Here is a 21259-nt window from a genome sequence, read left to right as displayed (position 1 = left end):
CAAAAACGATCCACATCCCCTCCACCGGTCACGCCCATGTCATAAAGGCGGCTCAGAGGTGGCCGGAAATACGAAGCAGGAAGGGCGAAGACAATGGCGCAGTCGCTGCCGCATGAGCGGATTCAATATGTCGTAGAAGGTGGTTTCAAGCTGTCCGGCGAGATCGAGCCGAGTGGCAACAAGAACGCGGCGCTGCCGATCATTGCCGCCTCGCTTTTGACCGATCAGCGTGTCGTGCTCAGCAATGTGCCGCGTATTCGCGATGTCGAGGCGCTGGTGGAGCTGATCCAGTCCGTGGGCGCCAAGGTGCGTTGGCTTGGTCGCAACGAACTGGAAATCGAGGCCCGCGAACTCAGGCCGGCCAATCTCGATCCCGATCTCTGCGCCCGCATCCGCGCCTCCATTTTGCTCGCCGGCCCGATGCTGGCGCGCTGCGGCGAAATCACTTTGCCGCCGCCGGGCGGCGACGTCATCGGCCGCCGGCGTGTCGATACGCATTTCCTGGCGCTCGAACAGCTCGGCACCAAGATCACTGTCAACGGCGCCTATAATTTTCGTGCCGAGCGCTTGCGCGGCGCCGACGTATTCCTCGACGAGCCCTCGGTGACGGCAACTGAAAATGCGCTCTGCGCGGCCGTTCTCGCCGAGGGCACGACGATCCTGCGAAACTGCGCCTCCGAGCCGCATGTGCAGGATCTGGCGCGCTTCCTGATCGCCATGGGTGCCCGCATTGAAGGCATCGGCACCAACATGATGACGATCCATGGCGGCCAACCGCTCGGCGGCGCCACCCACCGCATCGGCCCTGACCACAACGAAGTGGGATCGCTGATCGGCCTTGCCGCCGTCACCGGCTCCGAGATCACCATTCGCGGCGCAGGTGTGGAGCATCTGCGCTCGACCTTGATGACCTTCGAACGGCTTGGCATTCGCTGCCGCATCGAAGGCGACGATCTGGTGATCCCGGCCGGGCAGGAAATGAAGGTCCAGCCCGATTTCGGTGGTCATATTCCGAAGATCGAGGACCAGCCCTGGCCGGCTTTCCCGGCCGACACCATGTCGATCGCCATCGTCACCGCAACGCAATGCGACGGTGTCGTGCTGATGTTTGAGAAGATGTTCGAAAGCCGGATGTTCTTCGTCGACAAGCTGATCGCCATGGGTGCGCGCATCGTGCTCTGCGATCCGCACCGCGCCATCGTCGCCGGCCCATCGAAGTTGCGCGCCGCCCAGCTCGAAAGCCCCGATATCCGCGCCGGCATGGCCATGCTGATCGCCGCCATGTGCGCCGAAGGCACGAGCGTCATCAACAATGCCCAGCAGATCGAGCGCGGTTATGAGCGCATCGAGGAGCGGCTGAATGCGCTCGGCGCCCGAATCAAGCGTATTCCGCCGCGGGAGGTGTGAGGGCGTAGGAGCTATTCACTAGGTTAGGAATTTGCGCATCTCGATCGACGTCGTGCGATCGAAACCCGGATGGGAGTTTTCGGCGGTCTTGCTGAAGCCCCAGGCGGCGAAGGTGGTGTGATTGTCGACAAGTTCGATCCGCGTCTCCAGCCGCAGGATGGCGAGACCTCGCTTGCGCGCCGCGGCTTCCGCAAATGTCAGCAGCCGTTTGCCGATGCCCTTGCCTTGTGCTTGCAGCAGCACGGCCAGTTTGCCGATATAGAGGCTCTCCGGCTCGGCGCGGCAAAATACACAGCCGACTATCTGATCACCATCGAGCGCGACATAACCGATTTCGTTCCGGGCTTTTTCCCTGAGAGACTGCACCGTGAGCGCATGTGCCGAAGAGGGCGGATCGATTCGTCCATCCATATAGGCGAACGATGAGAGGATCAGATCGAGCAACTCGTCCCACCGGTCGAAGCTGCCATTAAGCCGTTGAATCGTAATATCGCTCACTCGGCCGCCACCTTGGCACGCTTGCGACGATAGCGAATGGTCTCGAATTTCGCCGAGAGCGCATCATAAAGCAGCAGGCGGCCGATTAGCGGCTCGCCGATGCCGGTGACAAGCTTGATGGCCTCCATCGCCATCAGCGTGCCGATGACGCCGGTCAATGCGCCGATGATGCCGGTCTCGGCGCAGCTCGGGATAAGGCCTTGCGGTGGGGGCGCCGGAAAGAGATCACGATAACGCGGATTGGGTGCGCCGTCGGCGCCACTCTCATAAGGCTTCAGCGTCGTCACGGATCCATCGAATCGCCCGACTGCGCCCGTTACGAGCGGCAGATGTGCGGCCTCTGTCGCATCGGCAGCGGCATAGCGCGTATCGAAATTGTCGGAGCCGTCGATGACGAGATCGAAGCCGGCGAGCTGCCTGGCCGCTGTATCAAGGGCAAAACGCTCCTCGAAACGGATGGTCCGCACATGCGGATTGAGACGCGCAATGGCGTCGGCGGCACTTTGCGTCTTCAATTCGCCGATGGTGCCGCTGTCGTGGATCACCTGCCGCTGCAGGTTGGAGAGCGAAACGTGGTCGTCATCGGCAATGCCGATCGTGCCGACGCCAGCGGCCGCAAGATATTGCAGCACAGGCGCACCGAGCCCGCCCGCGCCGATCACCAATACGCGCGCTGCTTTCAATTTCTGCTGGCCGGCGCCGCCGACTTCAGGCAGCAGGATATGGCGCTGGTAGCGGGCGATTTCGTCTGAAGTCAAAGGATCCATAGCGGCCACTCTATCACGATCGGCGGTTTTGAGATGCTAGGATTTCGTAATGCCGCCATGCGCAACGGTAAAGAACTGCGCGCGCTCGCCAAGTGCGGAAAACATCGCCTTGTCCGTCCCAGTCATGAAGGCCTGCCCGCCGAGCCCATCGATGAGATCGAAAAGTGCGGCGCGCCGGCCTTCGTCGAGATGCGCGGCGATCTCGTCGAGCAATAGGATCGGCGCATGGCCCGTGAGATTGCCGACCAGGCGCGCATGGGCGAGAATCAGCCCGACAAGCAGTGCCTTCTGCTCGCCGGTCGAGCAGCGCTCGGCTTCCATATCCTTTTCGCGGTGGCGAACCAGGAGATCTACCCGGTGCGGTCCGTCCAGCGTCCGTCCGGCTGCGGCATCGCGGTAGCGCCCCTCGCGGAGCAGGGCGGCATAATTGTCCTCGAGATCGACGGCCGGCCGGTCGAACTGACCGTCGAAAAAGCCGGAAAGCTCCAATGTTGCCGAAGGAAACGGTGTCGTCTCGCGCGTTTCGGCGATGAGGCGCGAAAGCAGGCCAAGCATTTCCTGCCGCGCGATCGCCATGGCGATGCCGAGACTTGCCATCTGCTCCTCGATACCGGCAAGCCAGGAGGGATCGAACCGGCCTTCGGACAAAAGCTTGTTGCGGCTGCGCATGGCGCGTTCGAAATCGCTGGCGCGGCGACCGTGGGCCGGGTCGAGCGACAGCACCAGCCGGTCGAGGAAGCGGCGGCGTTCCGAAGAGCCGCCGGTAAATAGCCCATCCATGGCCGGCGTCAGCCAGAGAAGCCGCAGATGATCGGTGAGCTCGTCGACAGTCTTGGCCGGCGTGCCGTTGATTCGCAGTCGGCGGGCAGCCGATTCGTCCGTTGCATCGATGCCGGTGCCGATCTCGACCGTACCGTCCATGCCGTCGAGTTCGGCAAAGATCGAAAATCCGCCTGGCGCGTTGACGCGGGTGACATCGGCATAGGCGGCGCGGCGCAGGCCACGGCCCGGCGACAGCAGCGAGACCGCTTCCATCAGATTGGTCTTGCCGGCTCCGTTGTCGCCGGTCAGCACCACATGCCGTTCATCAAGCGTCAGCGCGGCCGCCGCATAGTTGCGGAAGTCGGTGAGCTTCAGGCGCGAGATGAAAACCTTGTTCGGCATCGGTCTTTCGGATTCTTGGTCGGTGGCCGAGGGGTATGCCGAACATTGGCCAAGTGCAAGGTTTTTGCCGATGGGCCGCCGTGTAAGCGCCGTCATGGGCCACCCGCGTCTTTCGACGGGCTCAGGATGGGGGTGGAGTGAGATCTTACACCCGGCCCCAAAGAGGTCGATTCGGCGAGGACTAGTCCTCATGGTGAGGAGGCCCAAAGGGCCGTCTCGAATCACGAGGGCGAGTGATTCGCCGCCAAACAAAAAATCCGGCCGAATCATCGGCCGGATTCATGTGAAACAATGTGATTCGCCACTCAGTCGCTGAAGGTGTCGAAGAAATCCTTCATCCGGGCGAAGAAGCCCGTCGATTCGGGGTTGTTGTCCTTCGACGATATCTGTTCGAATTCCTGCAGCAACTCGCGCTGGCGCTTGGTCAGCTTCTGCGGCGTTTCGATCTGGATCTGTATATAGAGGTCGCCGACCTGGCTGGAGCGCAGCACCGGCATGCCCTTCGCCTTCAGGCGGAATTGCTTGCCGACCTGCGTGCCCTCGGGAACGGTGACCCGCGACTTGGTGCCATCGAGCGTCGCCACATCGAAGGTGCCGCCGAGCGCTGCCGTCGTCATCGAAATCGGCACTGCGCAATAGAGATCGGCGCCGTCTCGCTGGAAGAACTCATGCGGTTTGACGGAGAGGAAGATGTAGAGGTCGCCCGCAGGCCCGCCACGCAGACCGGCTTCGCCTTCGCCCTGCAGGCGAATGCGTGTGCCGTCTTCGATGCCGGCCGGGATGTTGACGGAGAGCGAACGCTCTTCGGTCACACGGCCTTGGCCATGACACTTGGTGCAAGGGTCGGGAATGATCTGGCCGCGGCCGTGGCAGGTCGGGCAGGTGCGCTCGACAGAGAAGAAGCCCTGTGCGGCGCGTACCCGGCCGGAGCCCTGGCAGGTGCCGCAGGTCTTCGGCTGTGTGCCGGGCTTGGCGCCCGAGCCGGAACAGACGTCGCAGGTGAGCGAGGTCGGTACGCGGATTTGCGCCGTCTTGCCGACAAAGGCTTCCTCAAGGGAAATTTCCATGTTGTAGCGAAGATCAGCGCCGCGCTCGCGACCGCCGGAGGAGCGTCCGCGTGCGCGGCCGCCACCCATCATCTCGCCGAAAATATCCTCGAAAATATCGGAGAAACCGCCGCCGCCACCGAAGCCGGCACCAAAACCGCCGCCACCGCCCATGCCACCATGCTCGAAAGCAGCATGGCCATAGCGGTCATAGGCTGCGCGCTTCTGCGGATCCTTGAGCGTTTCGTAGGCTTCGTTGATTTCCTTGAACTTCCGCTCGGCGCTGCTGTCGTCCGGATTCTTGTCCGGATGAAATTGCATTGCCAGCTTGCGAAAGGCGCTCTTCAGCTCTTTCTCGTCCGCCGTCTTTGAGACGCCCAATGTCTCGTAGTAGTCCGCTTTTGCCATTAAGGATAAGACCCCGGAAATGGATTTCCGGCTGCCCGAAGGCAGCCGGATCTAAGTCTCCTAGAGAACCTTTCGGTTCGTACTTATGCAGACCGCTTGCGGTCGTCTTCGTCCTTGATTTCCTCGTAGTCGGCATCGACGACGTCGTCCTTGCCGGCTGCCGAGGCATCGGCCGAAGGGCCTTCCGCCTGCTGTGCTTCATAGATTGCCTGGCCGAGCTTCATGGAAACTTCCATGAGCGTCTGGGTCTTGGCCTTGATGTCTTCGGCGTCCGGCTCGGAGGCTTCCGTCGCGGTCTTCAGCGCTGCAATCGCGTCGGAGATGGCGTTGCGATCGGCTTCGCTAACCTTGTCGCCGTAATCCTTCAGCGACTTCTCGCTGGAATGGATCAGGCTTTCGGCCTGGTTCTTGGCTTCGACGCCTTCGCGACGCTTCTTGTCGTCGGCAGCATGGGCTTCTGCATCCTTGACCATCTTTTCGATGTCGGCGTCGGAAAGACCGCCGGAAGCCTGGATGCGGATCTGCTGTTCCTTGCCGGTGCCCTTGTCCTTGGCCGAAACCTGGACGATGCCGTTGGCGTCGATGTCGAAGGTGACTTCGATCTGCGGTACGCCACGCGGTGCCGGCGGCAGGCCGACGAGGTCGAACTGGCCGAGCAGCTTGTTGTCGGCAGCCATTTCACGCTCGCCCTGCGAGACGCGGATGGTCACGGCCGACTGGTTGTCATCGGCGGTCGAGAAGGTCTGCGACTTTTTCGTCGGGATCGTCGTGTTGCGTTCGATCAGACGGGTGAAGACGCCACCGAGCGTTTCAATGCCGAGCGACAGCGGGGTCACGTCGAGCAGCAGAACGTCCTTGACGTCGCCCTGCAGAACGCCGGCCTGGATGGCGGCGCCGAGTGCGACGACTTCATCCGGGTTGACGCCCTTGTGCGGCTCCTTGCCGAACAGCTGCTTGACGACTTCCTGTACCTTCGGCATGCGGCTCATACCGCCGACGAGAACGACTTCGTCGATCTCGGCAGCCGTAACGCCGGCATCCTTGAGGGCAGCCTTGCACGGAGCGATCGTACGCTGGACGAGATCGTCGACCAGGCTTTCCAGCTTGGCGCGGGTCAGCTTCAGCGTCAGGTGCTTCGGGCCGGTCGCGTCTGCCGTGATGAAGGGCAGGTTGATTTCGGTCTGCTGAGCGGAAGACAGTTCGATCTTGGCCTTTTCGGCAGCTTCCTTCAGGCGCTGCAGGGCAAGCTTGTCGCCCTTGAGGTCGATGCCATTGTCCTTCTTAAACTCGGCAACGAGATATTCGACGAGACGCATGTCGAAGTCTTCACCGCCGAGGAAGGTGTCGCCGTTGGTCGACTTCACTTCGAAGACGCCGTCGCCGATTTCCAGGATCGAGATATCGAACGTGCCGCCACCAAGGTCGTAAACGGCGATGGTCTTGCCGTCCTTCTTGTCGAGACCGTAGGCAAGTGCAGCAGCGGTTGGCTCGTTGATGATGCGCAGGACTTCAAGACCAGCGATGCGGCCGGCATCCTTGGTTGCCTGGCGCTGGGCGTCGTTGAAGTATGCGGGAACGGTGATGACGGCCTTCTCGACCTTTTCGCCGAGGTAGGATTCGGCGGTTTCCTTCATCTTCTGAAGGATCATTGCGGAAATCTGTGCGGGCGAATAGCCCTTGCCCTGAGCTTCGACCCAGGCGTCGCCATTGTCACCCTTGACGATCGTGAAGGGAACAAGGTGCTTGTCCTTCTCGACAGTCGGATCTTCGTAGCGGCGGCCGATGAGGCGCTTGACAGCGAAGAGGGTATTCGTGGGGTTTGTAACAGCCTGGCGCTTGGCCGGCTGGCCGACGAGACGTTCGCCGTCGTCGGAGAAGGCGACCATTGAGGGGGTCGTGCGGGCGCCTTCGGCATTCTCGATCACCTTGGCGTCTTTACCGTCCATGACGGCGACGCAGGAATTTGTGGTTCCAAGGTCGATACCAATTACTTTTGCCATATCATTCTCTCCTTGAAGCAAGCTGTCGGAACCCCTGTCAGGCATTCCATTGACAGCCCCTTACGGGATGGTCTTGAGGATTGCGCAGCCATGACTGCGGTGATGCCGCGTATATAAGTAGCGGTTTTACTGACTGCAAGGCAGGAAATCACCCGGAATCCAGCAAAACGAATGGTTTGTCGCCCAAATTCCACATGGCCGTGAGTGCGCCGAGACCCTGCGGATTTGAAGCAATCTTATATCAGAGCAGCCTTGCGGCGGCCATGCAAGCGGCAAGGCGCAAAATTGCGATTTTATATAGGTCCGGGCAGATTGGTTCGCAGCGGAAAGTTTGGAAACGATGGCGTTTTGACGAGCGCCGTCGCGCGATTGATATCTCGTCCTTTAGCGATGCATTGAATCGGTGCCGCTTCGATCGAAGGCGTCGCAACGGGTGCCTGCGCCGACAATTCGATTTCCGTCGGCGGGGATGAGGTTTCTAAGGCCTATCGGCTTCGTCATCCCGTCTTAAATTTGACGCCTTGCTGCCTCCTGTTTTCACCGTCGCTATATCCGACAATCAAAACAGGAAATTGCAATTATATGTCCGTTACAATCACGCGTCGCGTTGCGTTAATGACGCCATTCCTTGCCATGACGGGGCTACTGGGATCGCATGCTCTCGCCAAGGATAGCGATAAAGGCATCGCGGCAAGATTTAAAAAGCTGGAGAAGCGCAGCGGTGGGCGTCTGGGTGTCGCCGTGCTGAACACCGCCACGGGGCAGCTTGCCGGCAACCGTCTGGACGAACGCTTTGCGATGTGCAGCACGTTTAAGGCATTGGCCGTCGCGTTTACGCTTTCCCGGGTCGATCGCGGGCAAGAGCAGCTCGACCGCCGCATCTTTTTCAAGGAGGGCGATCTAGTGACGCCCTTCAAGGCAACGAAACCGCATCTGGCGGATGGGATGACGATCGAGCAGCTATGCGAGGCGGCGCTGATCGTAAGCGATAGCACCGCCGCCAATTTGCTCCTGGCGAGCTTCGGCGGCCCTGCTGCCTTGACCGGCTATCTTCGATCCCTCGGCGATCCGGTGACGCGGCTTGATAGGATCGAGCTGGATCTGAATATCGTCAAGCCCGGCGAAACACATGACACGACCTCTCCCCGTGCCATGGTGGCCACGCTGCAGAAGATCATCCTTGGCGACGCGCTGTCAGCCGCGTCCCGCGCGAAGCTGACAAATTGGATGATCGCGTCCAAGGATGCGGCCGCGCAGCGCCTTCGCGTCGGCCTGCCGAACGGCTGGCGAATTGCGAACAAGCCCGGGACATGGAACGGAATTTCCACCAATGATATCGGGGTGATCTTTCCACCCGGCCGCGATCCGATCGTGGTTGCGGCCTATCTCGGCGAAGCACCGGGATCGATAAAGGACCACGAGGCCATCCTGGCCGAAGTTGCCCGCATCGTGGCTGAAGAAATCTGACGTCAAACGAAAGCTGCCGGTCGCGGCGCGCAGATGATCATCTCTTGATGCTGATCGTTCAGCCGCCGCGGCCATTCCGTCGACGCGCCAATGTCAGATGACGTGGCGCCGTTCGGCAATCTTCGGAGAATTCGCTCCCTCTACCGCGTCACCGCCCGAGAATGACGTCGAGCAGCGAGGAACGGTGTGGCCGTGCTGCTGCGGTCGGAGGAGCGGTCTCGCCGACATCGGCAGGCGGGATATCGCCGGTGTCGTAAGAGTTGGAGCTGTAGGGATTGGTATCGTCGGCAATGTTGGCCGGCGGCAGATCCTGAGGGTCGTCATTGGCTGAGGCCTGATTGACGATCTGCGGCTGGATCGGCTGCTGCGACGGCCGTTGCTGCAATGTCGGCTGCTGGATCGGCTGCCCGCCATCGAGCGAGCCGGAGATGATATTGCCGATCGTCGTCGGCTGACCCGCATTCGGCTCGGTCTGCGCCACCGGCAGGCCGTTATCGATGATCTGGCCGCCACCGAAGATCGGCGTCGGCGTGATGCCCTTATGGGCGGCGATCATGAATTCCTTCCACGCCCTGGCCGGCAGCCCGCCGCCGGTCACCTTGCGCATCGACTTGCCATCGTCATTGCCGAACCAGACGCCGGTGGTCAGATGGCTGGTGAAGCCGACGAACAGCGCGTCGCGGAAGGACTGCGTCGTGCCCGATTTGCCTGCCGCCTGCCAGCCTGGAATACGCGCCGACTTGCCCGTGCCCGAGGCGATGACGCCGGCCATCATGGCGTTCATGTTGGTAACGATATCCGGGTTCAGCACCCGCTGCGGATTGTCGGTATTGGCCTGGTAGAGCACCTTGCCCGAGGCTGTGGTTACCTTGGTGATGACGTGCGGCGCCACCTTGAAGCCACCGTTCATGAAGGTGGCATAGGCGGAAGTAAGCTCCAGCAGCGACACTTCGGAGGTTCCAAGCGCGATCGAGGCATTGGATTGCAGGTCGGATTCGATGCCGAGCCTGTGCGCCACCTTGATCACCTGATCGGGGCCGACTTCCGCAACGAGCTGTGCGGCAACCGTGTTCAGCGATTTCGCCACTGCTGTTGCAAGAGTCACGGGCCCGCTATAGCGCTGCTCGTAGTTTTCCGGCGCCCAATTGCCGATCTTGACCGGCATGTCTTGGCGGATCGAGTTGGGCGTCAGGCCCGCTTCCAGCGCCGCGGTATAGACGAAAGGCTTGAAGGCGGAGCCGGGCTGGCGTTTGGCTGTCACGGCGCGGTTGAACTGGCTCTGCGCATAATCGCGGCCGCCGACCAGCGCGCGGATGGCACCGGTCGCATCGACGGATACGAGCGAGGCCTGCGACGCGTTCAGCTTCTTGCCGTCTTTCGAAAGCACGTCTTCCAGTGCCTTTTCGGCTTGTTCCTCGAGCGACATGTCGAGCGTGGTGTCGACGATCAGGTCTTCCTTGACGTTGCCGCCGATCAGCTTTGGAAGCTGATCCATGACCATGTCGGCGACGTAATTCTCAGCCCCGGTCCAGTAGCTTTTCGATCGTGTCGGCGGCTGAGACATCGCCGTCTTGGTATCGGCCTCGGTGATGAAGCCTTGATCCTGCATGGCCTGCAGCACCAGCTGGGCACGCGCCTCTGCGGCAGCGGGATCGCGGGCGGGAGAGAGCCTTGATGGCGCCTTGACGAGGCCGGCAAGCATGGCCGCTTCACCGAGATTGACGTCCTTGGCCGATTTGTTGAAGTAGCGCCGTGACGCCGCCTCGACGCCATAGGCATTCGAACCGAAATAGACGCGGTTCAGGTACATCGTCAGGATCTGGTCCTTGGTGTACTTGTGCTCCAGCCACAGCGCCAGCAGCACTTCCTGCACCTTGCGTTCCAGCGTGCGGTCCGGCGAGAGGAACAGGTTCTTGGCGAGCTGCTGCGTCAGCGTCGAGCCGCCTTGGACGGCGTGGCCCGTCACCACATTGGTCACGACGGCGCGGGCAAGGCCGATCGGATCGAAACCGAAATGCGAATAGAAGCGCCGATCCTCGATGGCGATGATGGCTTCCGGAATGTAGGGCGACATGTCGCTGAGCGCCACGGCCTCGCCGCCGGTCGTGCCGCGATTGGCAATCAGGCTGCCGTCGAGGTCGGTGATCTTGACGTTCGGCGGCCGCTCGGGAATGACCCAGGTACTGGCGCTCGGCATGCGCGAGCCGTAATAGGCGACAAGGCCGGCAAGGCCGATACCGCCCCAGAGGCAGAGCACAAGACCCCAGTAGATTGTCGAACGGATGAAGCCGAAAAAGCCGCGCCGCGGCTGCGCCCGGCGCGCAGGTTTGCGGCGGCTGCGGGCGCGGGTGCGGCGAGGCTTTTCGACCACGGGCTCATCCTCGTCATCTTCATCCTCGTCTTCGTCGGGCTCAGGTTCTTCGTAGTATGTCTTGGAAGGAGACGGATATTTCTTGGCCGAGCGCCTGTTGCCGATGATGCGTTCGCCGGCATTGAATCCGTCTTCGTTGCGTTCCCGACCGCTGGAAAAGGATGGTTCTATCCTCTGGCGTGATTTCTTCTTATCTGCCATTGCGGGCCGGTCGTACCTCGATGCCTAGTGTTCCATGTCTTCTGTCAGGCTGATCGCTGCGGCAGCACATGGCTTTCAGCGTGAGAAGCCGCCCTTGCTGGCACGTCGTTCCGAAAAATGGATACCGATTCCCGGAGCGGGACGCCACCCGCCTTTGCTCACGAACCCCTCGTGAAGACATCAAATCCCGCCTGAACTGTAAATGCGGCGATTTAAGGAGGGATTAAGAACATTCCCGACGCTTGTGTGACAGCGGTTTCGCCTGTGCTGGCAGGCCTTTCAGGGAACTTTCCGCCGCTTCGGGCATTATCCGATCATAAAAACGAAGGGGACGAGCATATGAGTTCGTTGACGAAGATAGAGGAAGGCAGCGGGAGCAAGCTGCGGGAAGTCTGGAGCGTCGAGGATTTTGCCCGGCGTCACCGGATCTGCAAGGAGGAGGAAGCCCGGCTGAAAAAGCTGTTCGGCGACTTCGCGACAAAGCAGGAATTGCTCTCGAACGCGCAAAGGCCGCCGCTGTTTCGCTGAGCGAGATTGGCAGGCCCGGCGCGATGTCGATCGTGGGCCGTTGCGGCTGAGAGGCTGGCGGCGGAGGAGGCTATGCCGATGTGGAAGCGTTTTGAACTATGGCTGGTCGATCGGATCGACCGGATTTTCGGGCTTGAACGGCTCGCGCGCCGCGCCGGGTTTTCGCCTGACGAAGCCAAGCGGATCGCGCGGGATAAATAGACCAGCACCAGCGGGATCGGTGGGGGCTGCTCATCTTGGTCGAATGCGTCGAAACTTCGCGGCGCGCCCTCAATCTTCCGTATTTTCGAAAGCTCTGATCGAGGTTATAGTATTGTCATGTGGCCGTCTTGGAGGGTGGTTCCAAACAAGCGGCAGCGCGTGAGGAGGAGTATTCATGCGACACATCAAATGGAGCAATCCAATCGAGATCGGTTTTGCTCAAGGTACGTTTCAGCTCGTGACAGGTCCGTCCGAGGCATTGAATTGCATGGCCAATCTTTGGCCTGACCGGCGCGGTCCGCTCTATGTCGCGGCGAGAAGCATTTGCCGCGCGGCAATCGACGGCCGCAAGTCAGCTGAAGAAGCGCGGGAAATGTTCATTTCGGCGACGCGGGAAGCGCATCTCAAGATGCACTGACGCCGGTCGAAACTATCGGCCCGTTTAATGACCCGATCCTGTGAGCCGGCGGGAGCGCGCAAGGGGCAGCGGCCTTTGAACGCCTACTTTCTCGCAAGGCATAATATTTCTAACGCCCCGCCTCTCTGCGCAGACGGCCTGCATTCTTCAAATCACCCGTCTCTCATCAAAAAAAGCCAGCAACCTCAGAGGTCGCTGGCTTTGTGTTGTCTAGCGGGACGCAGTGTTGTTACCGGTTTGAGCCTCTGACGGACATGCGGCAATTCGGTTCCGATGCCGGGCAATCCTTTTGATCGGGGCTATAAGGTCCCGGCGTGCCCGCATTCGGACGCGGATTGTTTTGCGGCTGCGGCTGCGGCTGTGGCTGCGGTTGAGCCTGCGGCTGGCGCTGCGGTTCCGGGCGGGGCTGGTTGTCCGGGCGATTGTTGTCGCGGTGACGATCCGGGCGGTTGCCCCAGCCCTGATTGTTGTCAGGCTGCTGGCGGCCCCAATCGCGATTGCCGTCAGGCTGCCTGTCCCAATCGCGATTGCGATCAGGGCGGCGATCCCAATTGCGATCCGACCCGTTGTTCCAGTCAGATCCGCGATCCCAGTCGCGATTGCGGTCAGGACGGCGATCCCAATTGCGATCCTGCCCGTCATTCCAGTTCGATCCGCGATCCCATCCCGGAGGATTGCGATCCCAGTTGTTATCCGGACGACGGTCGACCCAGCCAGGGCCGCGACGCCAGCGATCACGATCGCGATAGAAGTCGCGGCCACGATAGTAGCGACCCCAATAGTCATCGAAGTTGAAGACCACCGTCGGGATGCCGAGCGGGCGGTAGTATTGCCGGTCGACATAGATGCGGCGCGACTGATAGGTCGCCTGAATATAGCGGCCGGCGACCCAGCCGCGGCCGCCGTAGAACGAGACGTCGCACCAGGGCGTGTCGTTGAGGCAGCCATTGATCTGCAGCGGTACGCCGACGGGTATCATGGTGACGGCGGGATAGGCGGTGCTCGGGCCGGACCGCATGTTGACGTTTGCGGTGGCAAAACCCTCCGCTGCCTCCGCGATGGCCGGCAACGCAATGAATGCGGCCAGTATGCTCGCGGCAAAAACCTTGAATCTCATGAAAACTCTCCCCCTTGCACACCGGCGCTCGAAATCATCAACCGGTGCCTGTTCCATCTGTCGTGCGTCTACCCCGACGCCATTCGCAGTGACGTTCCAAATTCGGCAAGATAAAGGCCTGTGCATGCACGGAATCTGATAGGATTCCATGGCGCGCCTTCAATCTTTACATGTGTTTTAGAAGTCTTTGCATGAATACAGCTTGAACGACTAATCATCATGCATTGGGGTACCGGGAGATTTCATGGCAAGCCTCGCCTGCCGTTGGTGGGTTGTCATCGGTTGAGTTTCTTATGCTCGCTCGCAATCATGAGAGAATAATGGTGGTGGCCTTGAAATCGCCATCCTGCCGTCCGATATACAGTCCAGTCATGCAGCCGATGGATGGCTGGAGCGCTTGAGAGCGATCCGTGTTCGTACGTCGGGCTTGTCGAAGCAAGTTGACCTTTCGTTAACTTTTGACGAGCAATCTGACTGCAGTTCCGCTTTCCCTTTGACCACGGATGTACTGGCACTGTTGCGAGGGCGGATGACGAAAGGCCGGATTGTTCCGGCCTTTTTGTTTTCATGGTGGTGGCGTGTTTCCTGCAAAAACGGGGACGCGCCATTTTCATTTTCGGCACCCTTCTCCCGGAAAACAAAAACCGCCGCAGTTGCCTGCGGCGGTTTAAAATTCGAGGGATGAGCCCGGCCTGGCCGGGCGCTGTCCTTAGTTTGCCTTCTTGGCCGAGACCTTGACGATCTTGGCCGGAGCTTCGGCGACGTTGGCCTTGCCGGCCGGCACATAACCAGCACCGATGTTGATGTTCAACCCGATGTAGTCGAGGGCGCTCTGCTGAACGGCCTGTGCCAGGCTCTGCTGGGCGGCTGTCACGTTACGCTGTGCATCGAGAACGTCGAGCAGCGAAGACGCACCGTCCTTGTAGCTCGCGGTCGAGAGCTGCAGGGCTTCCTGATAGGACTTGACCTGAGCATGCTGCGCAGCAACCGTCTGTGCATCGCGGGAGACGGCTGAGAGGTAGTTTTCGACATCTTCGATAGCCGACCGTACCGTCTGCTGCCATGCGATATAGTTTTCGCGGCTTGACGACTGCGCGCTCTTGACGCCAGCGCGCAGGGCGCCGCCGTCGAAGATCGGCAGGTTCAGCGACGGGCCGAACGACCAGGTGGTGAAGCCGCCGCTTGCTGCCGAGGTATGGGTATAGGTCGGCGAAATCGAACCGCTGAGCGTAATCGACGGGAAGAGCTTGGCTTCCGCCACGCCGATCTGAGCCGTCGAGGCTGCAAGGGTCCGCTCTGCAACGCGAATATCAGGACGGTTGCGGATGAGGTCGGCCGGGAGGCCCGTACGGACGCTGCCGCGGAACACCGGCTGTTTGCCGCCGCCCTGCATCTGGGCGATGATCGTTGACGAGGAAACGTTGAGCAGCGTCGCGATGTGATGCACCTGCTGGCGATAGCTGATTTCATAACCAGGTACCAATGCAAGCGTCTGGTTGACGAGGCCTTCCGCCTGAACCACGTCGAGGCGGGATGCTGCACCGGCTTCCAGCTGGAACTTGGTCAGCGAAAGCGTATCGCGCCGGGACTTCAGGTTTTCCTGAGCGATCGAAATGAGCGCCTGGTAGTAGCGGGCATTGACGTAGCTGTTGGCGAGATCCTGCAGATAGGTCAGGCGTGCAACATCAACGTTGGAATAGGCGGCGTCGAGCGAAGCGTTGGCGCTTTCCGTCGCGCGGCGATACTGACCCCAGAGGTCGAGCAGCCAGGAAGCCGAAGCGGTGCCCGTCGTGACATTGCGTCGTCCAGCCGAAGAGGAAACCGACGAGCCACCCTTCTGGCCGCTTGTCGTGTTGTCGCCGCTGACGGTCAGGCTCGGAAGCCCGCCGGCGCCTGCGGTAACGACTGCGGCTTCAGCCTGGTTGATGCGCTCCAGCGTCTGCTGGATGTTTAGGTTCTGGGCAAGTCCCTGCGCGGCGAAGGCATTCAGCTTGGCGTCGCCGAAAGCAGTCCACCATTGCGAACCGGCGACATCGCCGTTCATCTTCGTACCGCCCTCCGAGAATTTGGCCGGCAGAGGCATTTCCGGTGGTTTATGGTCTGGGCCGCTAACGCAACCTGCCAGAATAAGCAGCAGGGCGGGGGCGGCAGTACGAATGGAAACCATCACATTGTCCCACAATTCAATTTACTGATCAGTGTTTTAAGGGTCGACGTGACCCATGTGTGTCGGCGCTCCAGCCCTACTCAAAACAAACAAATGACCCGAAGCGGTCGTCGTCAATCTAGCAATGAGTTTTGCAATAGCACAGTGGCTTTTACGAATTCTCGTTCGCGAACATATGTGGGATCGAGCAAAATATCAGGGTGTCGTTAAAAAAAATATAAAGTGTTGCAAAAAACATACCCTTTCACGCACCACCCATGGGTGCGGGAAAGGAATGATTTGGCCGAAAATGCAACCATGGGAAGGTTTTTCGGTGCGCGGAGCCCATCAAAGGGCCATCTCACTTATCTTTATTTAAAAATATCGAGCCAGACTTGCGCGAACCCTATCGCGCGGTGTTGCACCGCGGTCGTCAGCCATGAAAGGCGTACCTGTAATCGCCTCATAGGCGCGGATATAGACCTTCGAGGTCTCCTCGACGAGCTGCAGCGGGATCTCGGGAATCTCGTCCTTGTAGGGATCGCAGCGTTCCGTCACCCAGGCGCGCACGAAATCCTTGTCGAAGCTTTCCGGGCGTGCGCCTTTTTCGAATCGGTCCTGGTAGCTGTCATCAAGCCAATAACGGCTGCTGTCCGGCGTGTGGATCTCGTCGGCGAGGATGATTGTTCCATTTTCGTCGGTGCCGAATTCATACTTCGTATCGACGAGGATCAGCCCCCGCTTGCGGGCGATCTCCTGCCCCCGCGCGAAAAGCGCCAGGGCATAGCTCGACAATGTCTCCCATTGTGCTTTGCTCAAGAGCCCCTGGCCGATAATCTGGGCCGGTGTCAGCGGCTCGTCGTGGCCGCCATCGAATTCCTTGCTGGTCGGCGTGATGATCGGCTCCGGCAGGATCTGGTTGTCGCGCATGCCATCCGGCAGCGTGATGCCGTACATGTCGCGCTGACCCTTCTTATAGAGCGTCAGGATCGAGGTGCCGGTGGTGCCGGCGAGGTAGCCGCGCACGACGACCTCGACCGGGAGAATGGAGAGCCGCTTGCCGACGACGACATTCGGGTCCGGATAGTCGATGACATGGTTCGGGCAGATATCGCGCGTCTGCTCGAACCAGTAGCGCGCCGTCTGCGTCAGCACCTGTCCCTTATAGGGAATGCAGGTGAGAATGCGGTCGAAGGCGCTCAGTCGATCGGTGCTGATGATGATGCGGCTGCCGTCAGGCAGGTCGTAATTCTCGCGCACCTTGCCGCGATAGTAATTGGGCAGTTCCGGAAAATGGGCTTCGGAGAGAATTCGCAACGCGTCCACCAGCAGGCTCATGCGTCCGCCCGACGGACGCTTCTTGAGCGGACCCTTAGCGCATTGTGACGGAAATCGGAACGATTTTCACATATAAGAGTGCATTCTCATGGCCGCATGTTCGCCTGTCCACCGGAGTGGTCAATCCGGCACGCACCAGCCGCCGTTTGCGGTCTTCCCCAGAATGGGCGTGGAAAAGACCCCGACGATCCGCTCGCTCCACGACTTGCCGTCAGCATCGACCCGCTCCCGCCAGCGCTCCGACTGCAGCATGGCCGCGCCGATCACCACCGGCTCGATACCGCAAGCCGTCACAAGCTGCAGGCCGGAGACGATCGAGGCGCCGCTGGAGATGACGTCGTCGATCAGCGCTACCCGCTTTCCTTCGAGCAGCGGCAGCATGCGCGGATCGATATAAAGGCGCTTCTCCTGGTTCGGCGTGGTGATCGAGGAGAGCGAGACGGATAATTCCTCGCGATACCAGAATTTGCGCGAAGTCCCGAGCGGCACGTAGCGCGCATGGCCAAGGGCACGCGCAACCGCGCTTGCCAATGTCAGGCCAAGCGTCGGTAATCCGGCGACGACCTCGACATCATAGGCGGCAATCCGCGCTGCAAGCGCCTCGGCCAGGGCTTCCTGCACGGAAAAGCTGGCCTGGTTGACGATCAGCGATGCGAGCGCATGTTCGCCATCGGCAAGGACGCGGATCGGCAGCCGCAGCTGGCGACCATCCGGCAGCTCGGCCACATAGAAGTCGCGGCATTCTTGGCCTGTTGAAAAGCTTTGCGGTGGATGGAGTTCCTGCCAGAAGTCATGAGGCTGCATTGCGTCTCGCCTTGGTTCCATCCTGTCCCTTGGTTTTCAAGTCGGCCCGCCGGCGAAGACGAAGGATTTCCGCTTCCGTCAGCGCCCGGACCGCACCTTTCGGCAGATCGCCGAGCGCGATATCGCCGAAGGTGACGCGCACCAGTCGCAGGCATTCGATACCGAGCGATTCCAGCATCCGCCGGATCTGCCGGTTGCGGCCTTCCTTCAGCTCCACTTCGATCCAGCTGTTTCGATCGCCGTTGCGCAGCAGGCGCGCCGAGCTGGCGGTCAGCAGCTCGCCGTCGTCGATGATTCCGCGCTCCATGCGCGCAAGCTCTTCCACATCCATGATGCGGTCGACCTGAACGTGATAGGACTTGCCGACATGGCTGATCGGGTCGAGCAGTGCCTGGGCCAGTATCGTATCATTGGTAAAGAGCAACAGCCCTTCGCTTGCCTTGTCCAGACGACCGACAGGGGCCAGATGTCGCGCATCGATGTCTTTCAGGCAATCATAGACCGTCGGTCGGCCCTCGGGGTCGTCCCGGGTGGTCACCAGCCCGCGCGGCTTGTTCAGCATGAAATAGAGTTTTTCCTCGGCGGATATCGCGACATCATCCACGGCAAATCGTGCGTGCTCCAGATCGACCCAGGTCGAGGGATCCGTGACCTTGCGGCCATCCACCGTCACGCGGCCGGCCAGGATCAAGGCTTCCGCCTGGGTGCGGGAACAGTAGCCGAGCTTGGAAAGCGCCCGCGGCAAGGTCACGCGCTTGCCGTCGGGCTCCTGCCTGCCCTTCGCCGTCTTGCCGGACCGCTGCGCTGAATGCCGTTGGCTCAACCGTGTTGCCTCGTGCTCGTTTCTGGAATGATCGGGCATGGCGCCCTTCAGGAACAATCCTTTCGCACGAGGATGGTCACGAGGCAATTCGGTTTGTCGCAACAGCGCGGAGGCGGCAGGGCTCGCATGTCATGGATGCGAGCCCTGCCTTGGACCGGAGCGGGCGATGGGGTCGGGTAGGCGGCATCGAGGCTGCCGCCATTCGCTCCGGAGGGATTGTCGCTGCCTGGAAACTGCATTGCTTCTATTGCTGGGATTTTTCAAAACGGCCGAGATTTGTTACAGTTTGTAACGTCGGCGGTTTCCCTGTTGCCAAAACCACCTTCCGCCCCGCATGGAGGGTCATGGTTTCCGCATCGCTTCTTCTGGTCGAGGACGACCGCGAGATTAGGGCGCTCCTCGAGGAGTTCCTGAGTCGCGAGGGCTTCAGTGTGCAGGCTGCCGATAGCGCTGCCGCCATGGACCGCATTCTCTCGAGGGGGTTTCCCGATCTCATCATTCTCGATCTGATGCTGCCGGGCGAAGACGGCCTGTCGGCATGCCGCCGTATCCGCGCCCGCAGCCAGGTGCCGATCCTCATGCTGACGGCGAAGACGGAAGACATCGATCGCATTCTCGGCCTCGAAATGGGCGCTGACGATTATCTCGGCAAACCCTTCAACCCGCGAGAGCTTCTGGCGCGCATCCGTGCCATCCTGCGCCGCTCGGGCCCCGAGCGGACGGAGGAGGGCGCGGTGCCCGCACGGCGCAAGAGCTTCGCCGGCATGATCGTTGATCTCGATGGCCGGGTGATCGAGATGGAGGGCGAGCGTCTCGTGCATCTGACTACGGCGGAGTTCGATCTGCTGGTCTGCTTTCTCGAAAGGCCGCGCCGCGTCTTGTCGCGCGATCAGTTGCTCGACTGGACGCGCGGCCGTGGTGCCGATCCTTTCGACCGAACCATCGACGTGACGGTCTCGCGTCTTCGCACCAAGCTTGGGCATTGCCTGCCCGATGGCGCCCATATCATCACCACCGTGCGTAACGCCGGCTATCTCCTCACCACCGATGTGAAGGATGTCTGAGCCATGTTGAAACTCGGCCTCGTCGCCCGCATCATCATGATTGTTGCCGTGGCATTGTTCGTCATCCAGCTTGCGGCTTTCGCTGCGGCGCAGTTGAAGCCGGACACTTCATTCAATCCCGAGATCTCGCCGGCAATGCAGGTGAAGTCGGCGATCCGCCTTCTCGACGCCATTCCGCCGGAGACCCAGCCGCTCGCCGTTCGCGCCCTGAATGCCAATGGCTTGGCCCTGAGGCTCATCGACACCCCGCAGTCGGAACAGACCGACAGCGCGTCCAATCTCACCCTGACCGACAAGCTGGCCCGCGAGTTCGCAACGATCGCGCTCGGCAATCGCTACTTCAACATGCGATCGCTGTCCGAAAAGCCACAGGGCTGGTTCTCCGTCGGTGCGTCGGACCGGATCATGGAAGTGTCGATCGGCGTCGCCGGGGGCAAGGTTGCCGTCTTCAATCTTCCTGATACGCCGACGGTCCGATTGCACGGCGTTCCGGTCGGCCTTATCGCCGGCGTGCTTGGCATGCTGGTCGCCGTCATCGCCATTGCTGCTGTGGCACGGGAAACCAGGCCCCTGACGCGGCTATCGCGTACCGTTAACTCCATCGGCAATGACCTGCAGCCCGTCCGCATTCCGGAGAGGGGCGCCTGCGAACTGCGCATGCTGATCAAGGCCATCAATGCGATGCAGCTGCGCATAGCCGCGCTTGTCAACAACCGGACCCTCATTCTCGGCGCGATTTCGCACGATCTCAGGACCTATTTGACGCGCTTCCGCCTGCGCGTGGAGATGATGCCGGATACGCCGCATCGCGATCGGGCGATCGCCGATGTCGAGGCCATGCAGCGTCTTGTCGAGGATGCGCTTGGCTTTGCGCGCAGCACGGTCGTTCTGGACGGCAAGAATATTGCCGACCTCGACGCTGCCATCTGCTCCCATATTGCCGAACGCCAGGACGGGTCGGACCTCGTTGCCTTCTCTCCGCTCGGACAGTCTCTGCCCGTGAGCGTGCCGCAGACGGCATTGGTGCGGGTGCTGGATAATTTGATTGACAACGCCCTGCGTTATGGCGGCTGTGCGGAGATCGAGGCGGGGCTGCGCGACGGTCAGGCGGCCATCATCGTCGGCGATCGCGGGCCGGGAATTCCGACGGAGCGGCGCAAGGAAGTGCTCGAACCGTTCGTGAGATTGGAAGAGTCCCGTAACCGTGATCTTGGGGGCAGCGGTCTGGGTCTGGCGATCGTTCGGCAAATTCTCGATGCCCATGGCGGCGCGCTTTGCCTGGAGGACCGGGAGGGCGGCGGGCTCAATGCCGTTGTGCTGTTGCCGCTTGCCGTGAGCCAGAGAAAGGCTGCCTGAGGCAGCATGGATCAGCAGCGACTGCACCGGGCGGTCGATGTCATATCACCTGTCTTCTTCTGTTCAGTGGCAGGTCAGAAACGTCCGCAGTTCTTCCCGGCTGAGGACAATCCCCTCTGCAGCCTTTAGCGGGTC

At 60.9% G+C, this 21259-nt stretch carries 19 protein-coding genes (1 of these 19 running past the window's edge); 7 read left to right on the top strand and 12 right to left on the bottom strand.

Annotation, left to right across the window (positions count from 1 at the left end; genetic code table 11):
* Positions 1-93: 93 nt before the first annotated feature.
* Entirely contained in the window at positions 94-1407 is a 1314-nt protein-coding gene (gene murA / locus BSK43_RS11975) for a UDP-N-acetylglucosamine 1-carboxyvinyltransferase (protein WP_077472230.1), read from the top strand.
* 18 nt (positions 1408-1425) lie between these two features.
* Here murA and BSK43_RS11970 read toward each other — a convergent pair whose 3' ends face one another.
* From BSK43_RS11970 to dnaK, 5 genes are all read right to left on the bottom strand, one after another.
* The gene (locus BSK43_RS11970) at positions 1426-1896 is read right to left on the bottom strand and encodes a GNAT family N-acetyltransferase (protein ID WP_246662547.1); all 471 of its coding nucleotides are present in this window, start codon (positions 1894-1896) and stop codon (positions 1426-1428) included.
* A gap of 5 nt (positions 1897-1901) precedes the next feature.
* Positions 1902-2672, bottom strand: coding sequence for a molybdopterin-synthase adenylyltransferase MoeB (locus BSK43_RS11965; RefSeq protein WP_077472232.1), 771 nt, complete (start codon positions 2670-2672; stop codon positions 1902-1904).
* 36 nt (positions 2673-2708) lie between these two features.
* Positions 2709-3836: a DNA replication/repair protein RecF gene (gene recF / locus BSK43_RS11960; RefSeq protein ID WP_077472245.1), complete on the bottom strand. Its 1128-nt coding sequence runs from the start codon at positions 3834-3836 to the stop codon at positions 2709-2711.
* A gap of 305 nt (positions 3837-4141) precedes the next feature.
* A complete protein-coding gene (gene dnaJ / locus BSK43_RS11955) occupies positions 4142-5290 on the bottom strand; it encodes a molecular chaperone DnaJ (protein ID WP_068394829.1) in 1149 nt (382 codons plus the stop codon).
* Positions 5291-5373: 83 nt separating this feature from the next.
* Positions 5374-7290: a molecular chaperone DnaK gene (dnaK, locus tag BSK43_RS11950; protein WP_068394846.1), complete on the bottom strand. Its 1917-nt coding sequence runs from the start codon at positions 7288-7290 to the stop codon at positions 5374-5376.
* Between the two features lie 582 nt (positions 7291-7872).
* Here dnaK and bla point away from each other — a divergent pair.
* Entirely contained in the window at positions 7873-8757 is an 885-nt protein-coding gene (gene bla, locus BSK43_RS11945) for a class A beta-lactamase (RefSeq protein ID WP_077472233.1), read from the top strand.
* A 148-nt stretch (positions 8758-8905) separates the two neighbouring features.
* Here the strand turns inward: bla and BSK43_RS11940 are convergent, their stop codons facing one another.
* The gene (locus tag BSK43_RS11940) at positions 8906-11329 is read right to left on the bottom strand and encodes a transglycosylase domain-containing protein (RefSeq protein WP_077472234.1); all 2424 of its coding nucleotides are present in this window, start codon (positions 11327-11329) and stop codon (positions 8906-8908) included.
* A 339-nt stretch (positions 11330-11668) separates the two neighbouring features.
* On the opposite strand from BSK43_RS11940, the gene BSK43_RS11935 reads away from it, so the two are divergent.
* From BSK43_RS11935 to BSK43_RS11930, 3 genes are all read left to right on the top strand, one after another.
* Entirely contained in the window at positions 11669-11857 is a 189-nt protein-coding gene (locus tag BSK43_RS11935) for a hypothetical protein (protein WP_077472235.1), read from the top strand.
* 78 nt (positions 11858-11935) lie between these two features.
* Positions 11936-12058 (top strand): hypothetical protein, encoded by a 123-nt coding sequence (locus BSK43_RS35965; protein ID WP_267554490.1) that lies wholly within the window; start codon positions 11936-11938, stop codon positions 12056-12058.
* Positions 12059-12233: 175 nt separating this feature from the next.
* Positions 12234-12476, top strand: a complete 243-nt coding sequence (locus BSK43_RS11930; RefSeq protein WP_068394833.1) for a DUF982 domain-containing protein — start codon at positions 12234-12236, stop codon at positions 12474-12476.
* Positions 12477-12705: 229 nt separating this feature from the next.
* Here BSK43_RS11930 and BSK43_RS11925 read toward each other — a convergent pair whose 3' ends face one another.
* The 5 genes from BSK43_RS11925 to BSK43_RS11905 all read right to left on the bottom strand — a co-directional run bounded on the left by BSK43_RS11925 (position 12706) and on the right by BSK43_RS11905 (position 18704).
* The gene (locus BSK43_RS11925; protein WP_077472236.1) at positions 12706-13593 is read right to left on the bottom strand and encodes an SH3 domain-containing protein; all 888 of its coding nucleotides are present in this window, start codon (positions 13591-13593) and stop codon (positions 12706-12708) included.
* Between the two features lie 709 nt (positions 13594-14302).
* Positions 14303-15760, bottom strand: a complete 1458-nt coding sequence (locus tag BSK43_RS11920; RefSeq protein WP_077472237.1) for an efflux transporter outer membrane subunit — start codon at positions 15758-15760, stop codon at positions 14303-14305.
* A gap of 354 nt (positions 15761-16114) precedes the next feature.
* Positions 16115-17056 carry a phosphoribosylaminoimidazolesuccinocarboxamide synthase gene (locus tag BSK43_RS11915; RefSeq protein WP_077472246.1) on the bottom strand — a complete coding sequence of 314 codons (942 nt, stop codon included), beginning with the start codon at positions 17054-17056 and terminating at the stop codon, positions 16115-16117.
* A gap of 141 nt (positions 17057-17197) precedes the next feature.
* Positions 17198-17881, bottom strand: a complete 684-nt coding sequence (locus tag BSK43_RS11910) for a phosphoribosyltransferase (RefSeq protein ID WP_077472238.1) — start codon at positions 17879-17881, stop codon at positions 17198-17200.
* The gene (locus tag BSK43_RS11905) at positions 17868-18704 is read right to left on the bottom strand and encodes a pseudouridine synthase (protein WP_077472247.1); all 837 of its coding nucleotides are present in this window, start codon (positions 18702-18704) and stop codon (positions 17868-17870) included. Before BSK43_RS11905 ends, BSK43_RS11910 begins: the two co-directional genes overlap by 14 nt.
* 344 nt (positions 18705-19048) lie before the next feature.
* On the opposite strand from BSK43_RS11905, the gene BSK43_RS11900 reads away from it, so the two are divergent.
* Both BSK43_RS11900 and BSK43_RS11895 read left to right on the top strand, forming a co-directional pair.
* Positions 19049-19768, top strand: a complete 720-nt coding sequence (locus BSK43_RS11900) for a response regulator (RefSeq protein WP_068394838.1) — start codon at positions 19049-19051, stop codon at positions 19766-19768.
* 3 nt (positions 19769-19771) lie between these two features.
* Positions 19772-21124 carry an ATP-binding protein gene (locus BSK43_RS11895; protein WP_077472239.1) on the top strand — a complete coding sequence of 451 codons (1353 nt, stop codon included), beginning with the start codon at positions 19772-19774 and terminating at the stop codon, positions 21122-21124.
* A gap of 63 nt (positions 21125-21187) precedes the next feature.
* Here the strand turns inward: BSK43_RS11895 and BSK43_RS11890 are convergent, their stop codons facing one another.
* On the bottom strand, positions 21188-21259 hold the 3' end of the coding sequence (locus tag BSK43_RS11890) for a hypothetical protein (protein WP_077472240.1). It continues 135 nt past the right edge of the window; the window shows 72 of its 207 coding nt (coding positions 136-207); its start codon lies off the right edge, out of view — the gene reads right to left on this strand; its stop codon occupies positions 21188-21190.

It is taken from the genome of Rhizobium sp. P44RR-XXIV (assembly GCF_001999485.2).
Lineage (GTDB): Bacteria > Pseudomonadota > Alphaproteobacteria > Rhizobiales > Rhizobiaceae > Rhizobium.
This window is presented reverse-complemented; position numbering and strand designations above follow the sequence as displayed.